At 65.5% G+C, this 15844-nt stretch carries 16 protein-coding genes; 6 read left to right on the forward strand and 10 right to left on the reverse strand.

Translation table 11 applies throughout. The annotated features are described in order from the left end of the window. From ACF8O7_RS00195 to ACF8O7_RS00220, 6 genes are all read right to left on the reverse strand, one after another. The coding region (locus ACF8O7_RS00195) for a contractile injection system protein, VgrG/Pvc8 family (RefSeq protein WP_392441923.1) at positions 1–221 on the reverse strand (221 nt) is incomplete at its 3' end. Between the two features lie 235 nt (positions 222–456). Next, positions 457–1170, reverse strand: a complete 714-nt coding sequence (locus ACF8O7_RS00200; protein WP_280048324.1) for an ABC transporter ATP-binding protein — start codon at positions 1168–1170, stop codon at positions 457–459. Next, on the reverse strand, positions 1170–1964 hold the full coding sequence (locus ACF8O7_RS00205) for an ABC transporter ATP-binding protein (protein ID WP_392441927.1): 795 nt from the start codon (positions 1962–1964) through the stop codon (positions 1170–1172). The genes ACF8O7_RS00200 and ACF8O7_RS00205 overlap by 1 nt, the downstream gene beginning before the upstream one ends. Further along, entirely contained in the window at positions 1961–2923 is a 963-nt protein-coding gene (locus ACF8O7_RS00210) for a branched-chain amino acid ABC transporter permease (RefSeq protein WP_012206285.1), read from the reverse strand. Before ACF8O7_RS00210 ends, ACF8O7_RS00205 begins: the two co-directional genes overlap by 4 nt. 2 nt (positions 2924–2925) lie before the next feature. After that, the gene (locus ACF8O7_RS00215) at positions 2926–3846 is read right to left on the reverse strand and encodes a branched-chain amino acid ABC transporter permease (RefSeq protein ID WP_016450647.1); all 921 of its coding nucleotides are present in this window, start codon (positions 3844–3846) and stop codon (positions 2926–2928) included. A gap of 110 nt (positions 3847–3956) precedes the next feature. Next, a complete protein-coding gene (locus ACF8O7_RS00220; protein ID WP_392441930.1) occupies positions 3957–5132 on the reverse strand; it encodes an ABC transporter substrate-binding protein in 1176 nt (391 codons plus the stop codon). 197 nt (positions 5133–5329) lie between these two features. On the opposite strand from ACF8O7_RS00220, the gene ACF8O7_RS00225 reads away from it, so the two are divergent. Further along, the gene (locus tag ACF8O7_RS00225) at positions 5330–6235 is read left to right on the forward strand and encodes an alpha/beta hydrolase (RefSeq protein ID WP_016453223.1); all 906 of its coding nucleotides are present in this window, start codon (positions 5330–5332) and stop codon (positions 6233–6235) included. Beyond that, positions 6232–6720 (forward strand): MarR family winged helix-turn-helix transcriptional regulator, encoded by a 489-nt coding sequence (locus ACF8O7_RS00230; RefSeq protein WP_012206289.1) that lies wholly within the window; start codon positions 6232–6234, stop codon positions 6718–6720. Before ACF8O7_RS00225 ends, ACF8O7_RS00230 begins: the two co-directional genes overlap by 4 nt. 22 nt (positions 6721–6742) lie before the next feature. On the opposite strand, the gene ACF8O7_RS00235 is transcribed toward ACF8O7_RS00230, so the two are convergent. The 3 genes from ACF8O7_RS00235 to ACF8O7_RS00245 form a co-directional block, all read right to left on the reverse strand. After that, complete coding sequence (locus ACF8O7_RS00235; RefSeq protein ID WP_392441934.1) at positions 6743–8368, reverse strand: diguanylate cyclase; 1626 nt, start codon at positions 8366–8368, stop codon at positions 6743–6745. Positions 8369–8618: 250 nt separating this feature from the next. After that, the gene (locus ACF8O7_RS00240; protein WP_046986576.1) at positions 8619–9515 is read right to left on the reverse strand and encodes an oxidoreductase; all 897 of its coding nucleotides are present in this window, start codon (positions 9513–9515) and stop codon (positions 8619–8621) included. 161 nt (positions 9516–9676) lie between these two features. Continuing rightward, positions 9677–10756: an SDR family oxidoreductase gene (locus ACF8O7_RS00245; RefSeq protein WP_392441936.1), complete on the reverse strand. Its 1080-nt coding sequence runs from the start codon at positions 10754–10756 to the stop codon at positions 9677–9679. 72 nt (positions 10757–10828) lie between these two features. Between ACF8O7_RS00245 and ACF8O7_RS00250 the strand changes: the two genes are divergently transcribed. The 3 genes from ACF8O7_RS00250 (at position 10829) to ACF8O7_RS00260 (ending at position 13795) form a co-directional block, all read left to right on the forward strand. Beyond that, positions 10829–11218 (forward strand): MerR family transcriptional regulator, encoded by a 390-nt coding sequence (locus ACF8O7_RS00250; RefSeq protein WP_043790259.1) that lies wholly within the window; start codon positions 10829–10831, stop codon positions 11216–11218. A gap of 202 nt (positions 11219–11420) precedes the next feature. Then, positions 11421–12104, forward strand: a complete 684-nt coding sequence (locus ACF8O7_RS00255) for an energy-coupling factor ABC transporter permease (RefSeq protein ID WP_160854489.1) — start codon at positions 11421–11423, stop codon at positions 12102–12104. 524 nt (positions 12105–12628) lie between these two features. Then, the gene (locus ACF8O7_RS00260; protein WP_392441939.1) at positions 12629–13795 is read left to right on the forward strand and encodes a GGDEF domain-containing protein; all 1167 of its coding nucleotides are present in this window, start codon (positions 12629–12631) and stop codon (positions 13793–13795) included. 96 nt (positions 13796–13891) lie between these two features. On the opposite strand, the gene ACF8O7_RS00265 is transcribed toward ACF8O7_RS00260, so the two are convergent. Continuing rightward, a complete protein-coding gene (locus ACF8O7_RS00265; RefSeq protein WP_034367640.1) occupies positions 13892–14608 on the reverse strand; it encodes an aspartate/glutamate racemase family protein in 717 nt (238 codons plus the stop codon). Positions 14609–14680: 72 nt separating this feature from the next. Here ACF8O7_RS00265 and ACF8O7_RS00270 point away from each other — a divergent pair, with 72 nt between their 5' ends. Beyond that, a complete protein-coding gene (locus ACF8O7_RS00270) occupies positions 14681–15496 on the forward strand; it encodes a helix-turn-helix domain-containing protein (RefSeq protein ID WP_034367637.1) in 816 nt (271 codons plus the stop codon). Positions 15497–15844: the final 348 nt, after the last annotated feature.

Raw genomic sequence — 15844 nt, forward strand, 5'->3', positions numbered from 1 at the left:
AAGCGGGTGACGATGCCGTCGATGAAGCGCCTGCCGCCGCCCTGGGTTTCTATTTCGATGGTGGCATTGCGGCCCAGCAGGGCCTTGGGGTCGATGCTTTCGTTTTCGCTGAGCATTTCCACATCGAGGCTGAAGAGCTGGCTGATGTTTTCCTGGCCGCGCAATTCACGGAAATGCAGTTCATCGCCCAATGGCGTATGGATGGTGACTCGGCGTGTCATTGTATGAACCGCCCTGGGGGCGGCCTCCCGTCTCTTGGTGAGCGGGGATCATAGACAAGCCGATGGCTATAGGGCAATCAAATGCAGGGTCAGATACATCCTGTAAATGTAAGCAATTTCCCATCTTGGATACAGGCATGTATTTGAATGGCATGCCACCCATTGATCTTCAATGCCATTCAACCCTCCATCGCGTCTTGAATTTCGCCTTGAACTGCGAATGCATTGCGCGTGCTCACACTCCCAAATACCGTTCCCACAGCGCTCTGTCCCCATCCAGCGCGGCCGAGTCTCCGCTCCATACGACCTTGCCGCGCTCCAGGATGAGGTGGCGGTCGGCCAGGCCCAGCAGGCGCTCCACGTATTTGTCGATGACCAGGATGGTCTGGCCAGCGGCGCGCAGCTGGGCCAGACAGGACCAGATCTCTTCGCGGATGCGGGGGGCCAGGCCCTCGGTGGCTTCGTCCAGGATGAGCAGGCGCGGGTTGGTGACCAGGGCGCGGCCTATGGCCAGCATTTGCTGTTCACCGCCCGACAGTTGGTTGCCCATGTTGGAGGCGCGCTCGCCCAGGCGGGGGAACAGGGCGAACACGCGCTCGGGCGTCCAGGGCTCGGCCGCGCCGGGACGGCCCGAATTGCGATGGGCCACAAAGGCCGTCAGGTGCTCGCGCACCGTGAGGTTGGGAAAACACTGGCGGCCTTCGGGCACGATGGCCACGCCGGCGCGGGCGATGCGGTCGGTGGCCCAGCCGGCGATGTCCTGCCCGGCAAACACCATGCAGCCAGCGCGCAGGGGCAGCTGGCCCAGCAGCGTGCGAAGCAGCGTGGTCTTGCCCATGCCGTTGCGGCCCAGCAGGGTGACGACCTGGCCTGCCTCGATGCGCAGGTCCACGCCGAACAGCACCTGGCTGGGTCCGTAGCCGCTTTGCACGGCCTGCATTTCGAGCATCACGCGCCCTCCTTCACTTCTTCGTCTCCCAGGTAGGCCTGGCGCACATCGGCGTTGCCACGTATCTCGTCGGGCGTGCCGGTGGCGATGATGCGGCCGTAGACCAGCACGGAGATGCGGTCGGCTAGGCGGAACACGGCCTGCATGTCGTGCTCCACCAGCAGCATGGCGGCGCGGCCGCGCAGGGATTCGATCAGCTCGGTCAGGCGCAGTGTTTCATCAGGCCCCATGCCGGCCATGGGTTCGTCCAGCAGCAGCACGCCGGGCCGCGCGGCAAGGGCCAGCGCGAACTCCAGCTTGCGCTGCTCGCCATGCGGCAGCGTGCCTGCGGGGCGCTGCAGCAGGCTGGCGTCGATGGCGCATTCGCGCGCCAGCTCGCGGGCCTGCTCGTAGAGCGCAGCCTCGGCCGCGCGCGGGCGCCAGAAGCGGAAACTGCTGCCGGCATGCGCCTGCACGGCCAGCACCAGGTTGTCCAGCACGCTGGACTGCTTGAAGATGTTGGTGATCTGGAACGACCGCGACAGCCCCGCCGCCACGCGCTGGTGGGCGTTGAGCGCGCTCACATCGCGCCCCGCCAGTACCAGCGTGCCCGCATCGGCCTCCAGCGTGCCGGACAGCAGATGGATGAGCGTGGACTTGCCCGCGCCATTGGGGCCGATCAGCGCATGGATCTCGCCAGGCGCCAGCGACAACGAGACATGGTCGGTGGCCAGCAGCGCGCCAAAGCGGCGCACCAGGCCCTTGGCTTCCAGGGCCGGAGTGGGAATGGAGATAGGGGTGGCCGCGCCGCTCATGCCTGCCTCCCGCGTGCGGGCCACAGGCCCATCAGGCCGCGCGGCGCACCGAACACCACGCACAGCAGCAGCAGGCCCAGCGGCAGGTGCCAGTACTCGGTCCACATGCGAAGCACTTCCTCCAGCGTCAGCATGACGACGGCGCCGGCCACGCCGCCCCAGCGCAGGCCCACGCCCCCCACCAGCACCATGATCAGCAGGTTGGCCGACTGGGTCCAGTGCATGAGGCTGGGGGAGATGAACAGGTTGTGGTTGGCCAGCAGCGCGCCTGCCAGCCCGGCCACGGCGCCGCTGAGCACAAAGGCTGCCAGCTTGATGCGGTAGACCGGGTAGCCCAGCGACTCCATGCGCGACTCGTTCTCGCGCACGCCCTGCAGCGCCTTGCCGAAGCGCGAATCCACCAGCCGCCCGAACACGGCCATCAGCACCGCGAACAGCGCCAGCACCACGTAGTAGAAGGACACATCGTGGCCCAGGTCCAGCCCGGGCAGAACGGAATGGCCGGGCAGGTTCAGCCCGTCCTCGCCGCCGTACTGGCGCAGCGAGATGAAGATATAGAACAGCATCTGCGCAAAGGCCAGCGTGATCATGATGAAGTACACGCCGCGCGTGCGCAGCGACACGGCGCCCGTGGCGGCGGCCAGCAGCCCGGCCAGCAGCGCGGCGGCCGGCCAGGCCACCAGGGCCGAGGTCACGCCGTTCATCGCCAGGATGCCCACCGCATAGGCCCCCGCACCGAAGAAGGCCGCATGCCCCAGCGCCACCATGCCGCCATAGCCCAGGATGAGGTTCAGGCTGGTGGCGGCCAGCGCGTAGATCAGCACCCGGCGCACGAAGGAGATGTAGAAGTCCAGCCCCAGCGCCGGAGCCACCAGCGGGAACACCGCCAGCGCCAGCAGCGCGAGTACGGTCCAGAAGAACCGGGCCTGGAACCTGCCTTGCAATGTGCTGTGTTCCATGCTCAGCCTCGCGCAGGGAAAAGGCCGGAAGGACGGTACACCAGCACCACCGCCATCAGCACGTAGATGGAAATCGCCGCCAGCGTGGGCCCCACGCTGGACGCCACGGCCGGGGAGAACACCTGGCGCAGCAGCATGGGCAGGAAGGCCCGCCCCGCCGTATCCACCATGCCCACCAGCAAGGCGCCCACCAGGGCCCCGCGTATGGAGCCTATGCCGCCGATGACGATGCACACCAGCACCAGGATCAGGATGTCCTCGCCCATGCCCACCTGCACCGAAGTGATGGGCCCCAGCAGCGCCCCCGCCACCGCCGCCAGCATGGCGCCCAGCGTGAACACGCCCAGGAACAGCAGCGGCACGCGCACGCCCATCAGCGTGGCCATCTGGCGGTTGGAGGCGCCTGCCCGCACCAGCACGCCGGCGCGCGTGCGCGTCACGAACCAATACAGGCCCAACGCGGCGGCCAGGCCGAAGACGATGATCATCAGCCGGTAGGCCGGGTACATGAGATCGGGCAGCAGCTGCACGGGCCCGGACAGCGCAGCCGGCATGTTGAGCATCACCGGCGCCGGGCCCCAGACCATCTTGACCAGGTCATTGGCGATGAGGATGACCGCATAGCTGCCCAGCACCTGGGCCAGGTGGTCGCGCACGGCAAGGCGCCGTATCAGCACCAGCTCCAGCACCATGCCCGCCACGCCCGTGGCCACGGCCGCCACCAGCACCGCCGCCGTGAACGAGCCCGTGCGCTGCAGGGTCTCTGCCGCCACATAGGCGCCCGCCATGTACAGCGAGCCATGGGCCAGGTTCATGATGTCCATGATGCCGAACACCAGGGTCAGCCCGGCCGCGATCAGAAACAGCATCAGCCCGAACTGCAGGCCATTGAGCAATTGCTCCAAGAGCAGCGTCCACGTCATCCACACGCCCCCTGCCGCGGGCGCATCGGCCCGCGCGCGGTCAACAAATCATCCGGCTTTGAAAATCAAGATCAAGGCACGCCGCGCCCGACGGGGGCGCGGCGGCGGGGTCACATCTTGCAGTCGTTGACGTAGACGTCCTGGTACTTGTCGAACACCTTGCCCACCAGCTTGTTGGTGATGCGGCCGCTGCCATCCTTCTCGATCACGCGCTGGTAGTAGGCCTGGATGGGGTAGTGGTTCTTGCCGTACGTGAAGGGGCCGCGCACCGAGGCGTAGTCGGCCTTCTCCAGCGCCTTGACGATGGCCTGGCGGTCCGAGGCCTTGCCGCCGGCCTGCTTGACGGCCGCATCCATGGCCATGATCACGTCATACGCCTGGGCCGCGTAGACCGAGGGGTTGCGGCCCTTGTACTCCTTGCGGAAGGCCTCGACGAAGGCCTTGTTCTGCGGCACGTCCAGGTCATGCGCCCACTGCGCGGTGTTGACCATGCCCAGCATGGGCTCGCCCACGGCCTGGATCACGTCCTCGTCGGCCGAGAAGCCCGGGCCGATCAGCTTGACGCTTTGCGACAGCCCCGTGGACACGAACTGCTTGACGAAGTTGATGCCCATGCCGCCCGGCAGGAAGATGTAGACCGCATCGGGCTTGGCCGCGCGGATCTGGGCCAGCTCGGCCGCGTAGTCGATCTGGCCCAGCTTGGTGTAGACCTCTTCGCCGGGCGCGGTCTTGTAGCCGCGCTTGAAGCCGACCAGCGCATCCTTGCCGGCCGGATAGTCGGGCGCCATGATGAACATCTTCTTGAAGCCACGGTCGGCCGCCAGCTTGCCGGCTGCCTCGTGGAAGGCATCGTTCTGGTAGGACGTGCCGAACCAGAACGCATTGCACTGCGCGCCCGCGAACTGGCTGGGGCCGGGATTGTTGGACAGGTAGGGCACCTTGGCGCCGAACAGCGCCGGGCCCACGGCCAGGGCCACGTTGGAGCCGATGGGGCCGGTGAAGAAATCCACCTTGTCGCGCTGTATGTAGCGCGTGACCAGCTGGCGCGCCTGGTCGGGGTTGCCGCCCATGTCGGTCTGCAGGAACTCGGCCGGCTGGCCGCCCAGCTTGCCGCCCAGCTGCTTGATGGCGAGGTTGAAGCCGTCACGCGCCTCGGCGCCCAGCGCGGCAAACGGCCCGGAAATATCGTTGGCGATAGCGACCTTGATGGTGTCCGCCTGCGCGAGCGCGGGAACAAAGGCAGGGGCCAGGGCCGCTGCGGCCAGGAAGGGGGTGAGGAAACGCATGCTGCTGTGCTCCTTGCGCGGGCCGCGCGGATGACAATCGGTGGTGAGGCAGTCTTCCGTCACGCTGGACGGGAAACTCTGTAAGGGCTGGAACGGTTGGCGCGGGTCTTAGTTTAGGTTTAAAGTATTTTGCAGAACAAGTCTGGGACTTGTACCAATACCTGCCATACAAACCATTTCGCGCCATCTCCGTTCCAATGCCCGCACTCTACCGTCACTACGACCGCGCCGGACTCGATGTCCAGTACAACGCCCGCGCGACGGTACCCGACATCACCCCCATCATCAAGGCCTATGCCGACGACAGCCGGGCTGCGCGCCAGAGCCTGCCCTGCGCGCTGAACGTGGCCTATGGCGAGCATGCCGACGAGCTGCTGGACATTTTCCCGGCAGCAACCGGGGCGGCAGGCGCCCCTGTTCTCTTCTTCATCCATGGCGGGTACTGGCGGCTGCTGTCCAAGGACGACTCCAGCAGCATGGCGCCCACCTTCACGCGCGCCGGCGCCGTGGTGGTGGCCCTGAACTATTCGCTGGCGCCCGCCGTCACGCTGGACCGCATCGTGGACCAGACACGCCGCGCCCTGGCCTGGGTGCATGCGCACATCGCCCGCTACGGCGGCGACCCGGGCCGCATCCATGTCTGCGGCAGCTCGGCCGGCGGCCACCTGGCGGGCATGCTGCTGGCCGGCGGCTGGCATGCGGACTACGGCGTGCCCGAGGACGTGGTGCGCGGCGCCGCACCGCTGTCGGGCCTGTTCGACCTGCGCCCGCTGGTGCACACCCACATCAACGAATGGATGCGCCTGAGCGAGCAGGACGCCATTCGCAACAGCCCCGCCCTCCTGCCGCACGGCGCGGCCTGCCCGCTCATCGTCAGCTACGGCGAGAGCGAGACCGATGAATTCAAGCGCCAGAGCGACGACTACCTGGCCGCCTGGAACCAGCGCTGTGGCCCCGGTCCATCGTCAGGCCAGTACGTGGCCATGCCCGGCACCAACCATTTCGACATCGTGCTCACCCTGAACGACCCGGCCAGCCCGCTGACGCGCGCCATCCTCGCGCAGATGGGCTTGAGCGCCCCCACACCGCAGAACCAGCCATGACCCACGCTCCCGACCTGGAGTCGCGCGCCGCGCCCGACGACCACCATGCGCTGCGCCTGTGGCTGCGCATGCTCACCTGCTGCAACCTCATCGAAGGCGAGATCCGCAACCGCCTGCGCAGCGAATTCGACACCACCCTGCCCCGCTTCGACCTCATGGCCCAGCTGCAGCGCGCGCCCGAGGGTATGAAGATGGGCGAGCTGTCGCGCCACATGATGGTGACCAACGGCAACATCACCGGCATCACCGACCAGTTGGAGAAGGAGGGCCTGGTGGTGCGCACCAAGGTGGAGTCCGACCGGCGCAGCTCCGTGCTGCACCTCACCCCGCTGGGCCGCAAGACCTTTGCGCGCATGGCCAAGGCGCATGAGTCCTGGGTCATGGGCATGTTCGGCGACATGCCGCAGGCCAGCCGCAACGACCTGTACCAGGCGCTGGGCGACCTCAAGCAGCAGGTGGTGGCCCACCGCTCGCCCACGGACTGAGCGCGCGCAGACCCACCCCCATTCAGCCCTGCACGCAGTTGCGCCCTGCGGCCTTGGCGCGGTACAGCGCACGGTCGGCCGCTTCCACCAGCGCCACGGCGGCACCTTGGGTGGAGCCGTGGGTAGTGCCTTGTGTAGCGCTTTGTGTAGCGCCTTGAGTCGCGCCAGCCTCACCGCACTGCGCCGTCGCCACGCCGATGCTGGCCGTCACATGGCCGAAGCGGCTGCTGCGGTGCTCCAGGCCCAGGCCCTCGATGCGCGCACGCAGCCGCTCGGCCACCTGCAGCCCGCCGGCCTGGTCCGTATTGGGAAGCACCACGGCCAGCTCCTCCCCGCCGTAGCGCGCTGCCATGTCGCCGGGCCGCTGCACGGCCTGGGCCAGGGCGCGACACACTGTCTGCAGGCAGGCATCGCCCGCCACATGGCCGTAGGCGTCGTTGTAGCCCTTGAAATGGTCCAGATCGATCAGCAGCAGCGACAGCGGCGTGCCCTCGCGCACGGCGCGCCGTGCCTCGCGCTCCAGCACCTCGTCGAAGCGGCGCCGGTTGGCCAGGCCCGTGAGCTGGTCCTGGGTGGCCAGCACCTCCAGCCGGCGGTTGGCCTGCAGCAATTCCTCGCGCGCGCTGACCAGGGAGCATTCGGCACGCGAGCGCAGCCGCATCGCCGCCGTCAGCCGCCAGCCGATCAGCGCAATCGCCAGAAACAGCCCCAGCACCACGGCCAGCGTCAGCTGCGCCTGGCGCTGCCAGGAACTGAGCGCCTCGTCGCGGCCCAGGGCCACCGTGGTCACCAGCGGATAGCGCTCGCTGCGCAGGAAGGCATAGATTCTTTCCGTGCCATCCAGGCCCGAGCGGAACGACGCCGTGCCCGACATCGCCCCCGCATAGTGGCGCAGGAAATTGGGCGACTGCGAGAAGTCCCGGCCCAGGTCCTGCTCACGGAAGGGGTGGCGCACCAGCAGTTGCCCGCCCGGCGTGCTCAGTGAAATGGCGCCCTGCTCGCCGATGTCGATCTTGCCGAACAGCCGCAGGAAATTTTCCACACCCAGCGTCACCACGACCACGCCGGCAAACTGGCCATCGCTGTCGGTATAGCGCCGGCTGATGGTGATCACCCATTCGCTTGTGGAGCGGCTGCGGATCGGCGGCCCGATGTAGATGCCTGACGACGGGTCGTCGCGGTGGTGCGTGAAGAAGTCGCGGTCGGCGCTTTGCGTTCCTGGGGGAAACGTCCCCTTGGACGACATCAGCCAGCGCCCCTGCGCGTCCACGACCAGCAGCTCGTTGAGCTGGTTCAGCAGCTGCTCCTGGCGGTTGACCAGATGCAGCACGCGCTCCAGGTGCGCGGCACCGGCGCCATCCAGCTCCAGCCTTTCGGCAATGCCCAGCAGCAGCATGGAGCTTTGGGTGATCACGCCTTCGGAATAGGTATTCAGCGTCTGCGCCAGATTGCGGTTGACGGTATCCACCTCGGCCAGCGTGCGCTGGCGTGCAGCCACCAACTGCCACACCGTGGCCGCCGATACCGACACGAACACCACGGCCAGCAGCCAGCCCACCAGGCGGGTATCGCGTTTGACGGGCCGACCGCTGCGGCTGCGGCAGGCCCTTGTCCACCAATCCCTCTTCGTCACATGCACCTGCGCCATCTCGGCGGTCTCGCCGCCGTCCGATCTTGGGGTTTTCTGCGTCCGGGTTCAACGCCAGTGCAGCTTCCTTCCGCAAGCGATTCCCGTCCTCGACCCAGGTCGAGCCGGAAAAACCCGCGAACCCGGTATTGTCCCCGGCTTCGGAAAAATCGGCCGGCAGGGTTGGGATTGGGGGGTGCTGCCAACAGTTTCAGGCTGAATGCGGATGGCAGGCCTGTGATCACAGGCCTTATCGTCAAGGCATGGGTGATCAGCCGGGGCCGTCGCTCGCGGCAGCAAGAAGCGGCACCAAGACATCACCGATCGGGGTCGGAACCCCGCGCGCCCGGCCGCGGCGCGCGATAACGCCGTTGCGGATATCCCATTCGAGCGGGCGGCCTGCTTCGCGATCCGCCAGTATGGACGTGCCCAGGTCGGCAGGGGATGCCTGGAACTTGTCGAGGATCGCCTGCGGAACCTCATCGCCCAGTTCAGCACCTTCGGCGCGTGCCACGGCCAGGCACTCCTGCAGATAGTCCAGTGTGAGCTTGGAGATGTCGTGCCGGCCGTACATGCCTGAGCGGCGATGCGTGAGCGCCATGAGCCCGGCCGCCGCGTTCTGCAGCAGCTTTTGCCAGGCCAGAGATCTGAAATTCGAAACCAGGTCTACCAGGCACCGGGAGCCTTGCAGTGCCTGCGCAACCACGAGGGAGGCCGCTTCGTCAGGCAGGCTGATCCGAGCATCGCTGCGCAGGAGCACCGACCCATCGGATTGCGCCTGCGCAGGGAACCACACGACTGCAGGAACGACTCGCCCCTGAGGGCACAGCGCAGTGACACTCTCCAACTGCTCGACCCCGTTTTGCAGGACACACACGACGGTTTGCGGGCCGCTCAGCGCCGCAAGCCATTGCGCAGTGGCAGCGGTCTGAGTCGCTTTGACCGCGAGAAAAACGAGGTCCACCGGGCGTGCAATCTGTGCTGGATCCGTTCTCACCGGCCCGGGAACAACGATGCGAACACCGCTACCTTGCAGCACCAGGCTGTCGCGCGGCGTACGGCCGCAAAGCATGGGCGTGCGGCCGACTTCGTGCAACGCAGCAGCGACGGTGGTCCCGATCGCACCGGGCCCCAGGACAGCGATTCTTGTATGGACTTGTTGATTCACTGAAGCGGATTCCTCGAAACGGGTGCTCGGCGCCGGCCTCGACACCTGAAAAGGACAATTATGGAGTGCCACGGGCGCAGTGGAGGGCTGCTCTTGGCTGTGCCTGCATAGGTGCAATGCATCTTGATAGTTTCTCAGTATTCATCCCGGCAAAATACACGTCAGTGGACTTTTTCATTGGGCATGCAATATGAGTTGACGAACATTGCAGTATTCCGTAACGATTGACGAATATCCGGCTTTGATATTCCGTGCCTTTTGGCGAATTGCTCGACCGCCGCTGTGTCAAAACGCGTAGTCTGGATGAAGTCCAGGGCTTCGGCATCCGTATTCAAAAACCGCGCGACCGGGGGAATGCTCAAAAGCCATTTCAGCAATCGGAGCGAAATATGATGCTTTGGGGACTTTATTCCAAGAGGTTGTGCCACCTCTGCCAGGAGTTCTCGCAAGTTGGGACTTTGGTCGTCAAGCGCCAGAAGCTCCTGACCGGCCATGGAAGGATCAAAAGCGCAAGCCGAAACCAGCTCGACCAGATAATCCACAGTGACCAATGGCAACCAGTGCTCTGCGCTACCGGGCACTGCAGCCAGTTTTCCCTGTGCCAGATTGCGTATCAGATCCACCAGAGGCTGGCTGCAAGGTATATGTCCCGTGCGGCTATGACCACAAACCGTTGCGGGGTGCACGACGGTCATTTTCCCTCCCTTGGCAGCCATGAACTCCAGGGTCGCGAAATGCGCCTCCAGTTTGCTCCCCTCATAAGCGCCGACACGCCGATAGACGGCAGGCCAATGAGTCCTTTCCGGATGGCCGGGATCAATTCCGATGCGCTGCAGATGTTCATTGTTCTTCAGCATATAGCCGCCGATCATCACCAGCCGGCTATCTTGCTGCGCTGCCAACAACGCCACGCGCTTTGCACCTTCCACATTCACTGCACGCGAATGCTCCATTGAAAGGCCCCACGCGAAGTGGGCGCCCAGGTGGAACACAACTTCGGCCCGCCGCAAAGCCTCTCGATCGGAAAGACTCAAGCCGATGCTCTCCTGCTCCAGATCGCCAGCCACGGCAAAGACACGGTTTGCGACACCTCCCAGATTGTCGACCTGCTCCCGCAGTTGCGCCAGGCGCTCCGGGCGACGCATCAGCACCCGAATCGTGTGACCTTTTGCGCTCAGGCATGACACCAGATGCTGGCCGATGAAGCCGGTCCCTCCCGTAACAAAGCACTCCACGCTCATTTTTCTGCTCCTTGGCACGATGAAAAATCGAGTGTAGACTGTCGACCCAACTCTATAGTCAAGCGTTTTTTCATGAATATCGGCGAACTCGAGGTCCGCAGCGGCGCCAGCCGCCATACCCTGCGCTACTACGAGAAGATCGGCCTTATCGCACCATTGCGGCGAAACAACAATTACCGTGTTTACACACCACAAACCCTGCAGGATCTTGGATTTATCCAGCGCGCACAAAGCATGGGATTTTCTCTTGCGGAAATAGGCGAAATTCTGGACGCGCAGAGAAACAAGTCAATCGATTGTGCCGAGGGTGCCAAGTTGATTGAAAAGAAAATGCTGGAAATCAGAAAGAAAATCACTGAGCTCAAAAGCATTTATCGGTATTTGGACGAGGAGCGTGCAAATCTCGAGGCCAGTGCTGCCCAGCAACTTGAGCTTCAGCGACTCAACAACGCCTTGAAGTGAGCTGTCGGCATCCAGACAACAGCGGCAATCGCTGCATGGCTGCTCCCGGCATCACCCGAGTACATCCGCGCAGCCTGGACAGAAAACGCATCTGCCGCGCCAAGGCATGGCGCAGCCATTCATCCACGGCTATGCTCAATACCTTTGCCGTTGCGCAGCCGGCGCCCGCCCTGCAACGGACCTTGACTGTTCAGGACCTCCCATGCACATCGAACCCGGCGTCGTCAGCCCCGAAAAAATCGCCCTCAGTTATGTCACCGCCGCAGCGGCCTTCGGCCTGACCGCCGCCCTGGCACGGCAAAGCCTGCGCGACAACGGCGGCTGGCTCGCGCTGCTGGCCCGCAGTGTCATCACCACCGCGCTGGTGTTCAGCTTCTTCGAGGTGTTTCCGCACGAGCCGGTCGGCGTGTCCGAGGTCCATCTGATCCTGGGCTCGACCTTGCTGCTGATGTTCGGCGCGGGAGCTGCGGCCATCGGCCTGGCGTTCGGCCTGCTGGTGCAGGGCCTGTTCTTTGCCCCCTTCGACCTGCCGCAGTACGGCATGAACGTCACCACCTTGCTGGTGCCGCTGTATGCGGTGAACCAACTGGCGGGCCGGCTGATTCCCGCCGGCACGGCCTATGTGGACATCAGCTACAGGCAGGCCCTGGCCCTGTCCACCACCTACCAGGGCGGCATTGTCCTGTGGGTCGCGTTCTGGGCCATCTACGGCCACGGTGCCAGCCTGGCAACCTTGACCGAGGTGGCAAGCTTCGGTGCTGCCTACATGTGCGTCGTGCTGGTGGAACCCCTGGTGGACCTGGCGGTGCTGTGGCTGGCCAAGCGCCTGGCGACCTTCACCCAAGGGCCGCTTTTCAATACCCGCCTGCACGCCGTTGCCGTCTGACAGGGCCGGCTCCCCCGGTCACGGTTGACGCCCCATAGGGCATCTTGCCCCGGTGCTCCCGCCTTGCCGCCCCCGGGCCACCATGGCAAAGCGGGGAGCGGCAGGTGCATGGACGGCCCCGCGCGCAGCCGTGGCCGCTTCCTCTTGGTCCAGCATGACCAGGTCCCTCTTCATCAGCCTGCCGGCAAGCGAGCTCGGCAAATCCACCGCCTTCCACAAGGCCCCGGGCTTCCAACAGAGCCCGCAGCCCAGCAGTGAGGACGGCTTCGCCATGGTCTGGAGCGGCGGGATGCCTGCGCAGTGCAAGGACCCTGCGTTCGCCTCCGCGACGTGGCCTTGGCAACGCGGCCGACGCCGGAATCGCTGCAGCCGGGTGATCGGGCAAGCCTGAAAACCCGCTTCCTGCGACAATCCGCCCCGCTCGCTTTGCTCCACTGCATCGCGACGGCACGGACCGTCGCCGCATTGCTCCTTGTCTGGCGGCTCTCACAAGGAGCGCGCCTGCGCCGATACCTCCATCGCCCATGGTTCTCGACCCCTTCACCCTGCTCGTTCTCACCACGGCCATGGCGGCCGCTTCGGCGCTGTATCTGGCTGCGGAATGGAGCAGCGTGCGCGAACGCTCGCTGCTGCTGTGGAGCGCGGGGTTCGCCATCATCGTCGTGGGCTGCGTGCTGGCCCTGCTGCGTTCCAGCGGCCATGTGCTGCTGGGCATCTGGTTTCCCAACGGCCTGCTGATCGCCGCCCACTGGCTGTTCCTGGCCGGGGTCGCCGGATTCATGCGCGTGCGGCTGTCGCACTTCTGGTGGCTGCTGGCCGTCGTCTGGCTGGCCATGCTGTTTCTGCCAGACGGGCCCTGGTGGTCCAAGGCGATGCTGGGCATCCAGTCGCTGCTGATCGCCATCACCACCTTGCGCGCCGGCCTGCTGCTGCGCCCGCATGGCGGCGCGCTGGGCATGGGCGCGGCGCAGTTGAGTTTCGTGCTGCTGGCGCACGGCCTGTTCTACCTCGCCAAGGCTGGATCGACCGTGGCGCTGGACGCCTTCGTCAACCTGGGCAGTTTCCGCGGCACGGTGATCCTGATCTCGCTGGTGGAGGGCGTGATGGCGATCATGCTGCTGGCCATGTCCATGACCGGGACGGAGCGCCATCGCCGCGAGGAGCGCATCGCGCAGATTGCCGCCCGCGATCCGCTGACCTCCCTGGACAACCGCCGCGCGCTCTATCTGCGCGCACCGGCGCTGCTGGCACAAGCCTCGCCGGCCCGCCCCGGCGCCCTGCTGCTGATCGACATCGACCACTTCAAGCAGGTCAACGACCTGCACGGCCACGATGCCGGCGACCGCCTGCTGGTGACGCTGAGCGACCTCATCCGCAGCGTGCTGCCTCGCGGCGCACTGGCCGCGCGGCTGGGCGGGGATGAGTTCGTGATCCTGCTGCACAACGTCTGCGGCACGGCCGCGCAGGCGCTGGGCCAGGACTTGCGCGAGGCGTTCGTGCAGCAGGCGCGCGCGATGTTCGCGACGCCGCAGCCCGTGTCCCTGAGCATCGGTGCGGCCTTGTTCGACCAGCCCGGAACAGAGCTGTCCCACTGGCTCAAGCAGGCCGACGAGGCCCTCTATGCATCGAAGCGCAAGGGACGGGACCGGATGGAACTCGCCCCGCTTGCGCCAGGGCGGCCCCACGGATGATCTGCTTGCCGCAGGTGGGCCGCTTGCGTGCGCTTGCAGGTCACATCTGCCACTGATAGGGGTCCGGGCCGGTTCAGTCCGGGTCGTTTTGGCGCCTCAAGGCGTCAATGCAAAGTCCACCGCAGCCTCGGCATGCAAGGCCGTGGTGTCCAGCACGGGCACGGGGCAATGCGCCTGCTGCACCAGCAGGCTGATTTCCGTGCAGCCCAGCACCATGGCCTGGGCGCCCTGCCCGGCCAGCTGCGCCATGATGCGCTGATAGGTGCGCCGCGACTCTTCCCGTATCCGGCCTGCGCACAGTTCCTCGTAGATGATGCGGTGCACTTCGGCGCGGTCCGCCTCCTGCGGCACCATCACCTCCAGCCCCTGCTGCTGCAGGCGCTCGCGCATGAAGGGCTGCTCCATGGTGAAGCGGGTGCCCAGCAGCCCCAGCCTGCGGTAGCCTGCCGCCCGGGCCGCATCGGCCACCGGGTCGGCAATGTGCAGAAAAGGGATGCGCACCGCTGCCGCAATGCGGTCTGCCAGCTTGTGCATGGTGTTGGTGCACAGCAGCACCCCATCCGCCCCGCCATCCTGCAGCCGCCGCGCGGCATCTTCCAGCAAGGCGGCTGCGTCATCCCAGCGGCCTTCATGCTGGGCCAGCTCGATAGGGCCAAAATCCACGCTGTACATGAGCAGTTTTGCAGAGCGCAGCGGACCCAGCCGGTCGCGCACGCCCTGGTTGATGAGCCGGTAGTACTCGGCACTGGACTCCCAGCTCATGCCCCCGATGAGACCGATGATGCGGTGAATTTCCGTGTGGTTTGCGTTCATGCCTTCAGTGTGGGCAGCGCCCGTTTCCCGTCTATCAAGAAATTTCAGTTCAAGACACAAGGCACCAGGGTGATGAAAGTTCAGGAACTACCGGGATTCGAGGTGCAGCTGCTGGGCCGCGCGGCCTACAGCAGCCATGACCCGACCCGCCTTCATTCGCTGGGCATTGCGCTGGAGCGCCAGCAAGGCGTGCATGCCATTGGCAGCGACCGCCGCGTGGACTTCGACACATGGCCCGGCACGGTGGCACGCACGCCACCGGGGGTGGATGTGTTTTCCGAATCGGCCACGGGCGGCGAGTACCTGGTGGTTCGCTGTACCCCTGCGCAATGGGAGCAATGGCTGGACGACGCAGTGCCTGACACCGAAGCCCGGCGCGTTGTACACCCTGGCCAGCGCGCCGCCTTGCAGATTGCGCACCAGCTGCGGCAACTGCTGCTTTGCCCCGAGACGGACACCCTGGCAATAGAGCAGGCAGCCCTGCACTTCATGGCCCGGCAATGCGTCGATGCGAGGGATGTGCCCCATGCGCCCATCCCGCGCATCGATGCATTGCGCCCGGTGTATCGGCCGGTTCTGGAGCGCATGGCGGCCGAGTTTGCACAGCCGTTGAGCATTGCCCAGCTGGCCCGGATGACCCGTCGCACCCCGCTGCGTTTTCTGCGTGAGTTTTCCCAGCTGCTTGGCATGACTCCGCATGCCTATCTTGTGGAGACCCGCATACAGGCGGCCCGCTCCATGATGCGGGCGGATGCCGATTCGCTGGCCTGTATCGCCCACGATTGCGGCTTCAGCCATCAATCGCACATGGGAGCCGCGTTTCGCAAACATCTGGGGCTGACGCCCAGCCAGTACCTGGCCCGCATTCGCCATACGGCCAGGCAGTGACCGATGGAGCACCTGGACCCGTCACGCCCGGGGCATGCGGCATGACCGGTGTTCCAGGCGGTGCAATGAACTTGCAAGTTCCCGCGTTGGCTTTTCATTCCCATTGTCAATCCGAACAGACGGACTCGACCTGCGCACTTCAACCGCGCATACTTAGGGCCATTGCTCTCCCCCTGTTCTGATTTGCGATGGCGCGGCACCCCAAACCTTGCCGTGTTCCTGCCAATGGAGCGGACTACCGATAATTCATTCCCGTTATCAACGGCATATCGTGCCGCTCGGCCATGCCGGGCAGAACTGAGGACCGCCAATCCGCCAGCAGCGTGCCCATTCAATGTGCGTACACAT

The organism is Delftia sp. WSY_16, assembly GCF_043104415.1.
In the GTDB taxonomy this organism is placed as follows: Bacteria; Pseudomonadota; Gammaproteobacteria; order Burkholderiales; family Burkholderiaceae_C; genus Comamonas; species Comamonas tsuruhatensis.

Coding starts and splice junctions, on each gene's coding strand:
- ACF8O7_RS00200 (WP_280048324.1), bottom strand. CDS start 1,170: ATGCTCGAAATGCAGGCCGTGCAAAGCGGCTACGGACCCAGCCAGGTG.
- ACF8O7_RS00225 (WP_016453223.1), top strand. CDS start 5,330: ATGCCCGCACTCTACCGTCACTACGACCGCGCCGGACTCGATGTCCAG.
- ACF8O7_RS00260 (WP_392441939.1), top strand. CDS start 12,629: ATGGTTCTCGACCCCTTCACCCTGCTCGTTCTCACCACGGCCATGGCG.
- ACF8O7_RS00270 (WP_034367637.1), top strand. CDS start 14,681: ATGAAAGTTCAGGAACTACCGGGATTCGAGGTGCAGCTGCTGGGCCGC.
- ACF8O7_RS00250 (WP_043790259.1), top strand. CDS start 10,829: ATGAATATCGGCGAACTCGAGGTCCGCAGCGGCGCCAGCCGCCATACC.
- ACF8O7_RS00235 (WP_392441934.1), bottom strand. CDS start 8,368: ATGGCGCAGGTGCATGTGACGAAGAGGGATTGGTGGACAAGGGCCTGC.
- ACF8O7_RS00215 (WP_016450647.1), bottom strand. CDS start 3,846: ATGACGTGGACGCTGCTCTTGGAGCAATTGCTCAATGGCCTGCAGTTC.
- ACF8O7_RS00230 (WP_012206289.1), top strand. CDS start 6,232: ATGACCCACGCTCCCGACCTGGAGTCGCGCGCCGCGCCCGACGACCAC.
- ACF8O7_RS00210 (WP_012206285.1), bottom strand. CDS start 2,923: ATGGAACACAGCACATTGCAAGGCAGGTTCCAGGCCCGGTTCTTCTGG.
- ACF8O7_RS00265 (WP_034367640.1), bottom strand. CDS start 14,608: ATGAACGCAAACCACACGGAAATTCACCGCATCATCGGTCTCATCGGG.
- ACF8O7_RS00205 (WP_392441927.1), bottom strand. CDS start 1,964: ATGAGCGGCGCGGCCACCCCTATCTCCATTCCCACTCCGGCCCTGGAA.
- ACF8O7_RS00220 (WP_392441930.1), bottom strand. CDS start 5,132: ATGCGTTTCCTCACCCCCTTCCTGGCCGCAGCGGCCCTGGCCCCTGCC.
- ACF8O7_RS00255 (WP_160854489.1), top strand. CDS start 11,421: ATGCACATCGAACCCGGCGTCGTCAGCCCCGAAAAAATCGCCCTCAGT.
- ACF8O7_RS00245 (WP_392441936.1), bottom strand. CDS start 10,756: ATGAGCGTGGAGTGCTTTGTTACGGGAGGGACCGGCTTCATCGGCCAG.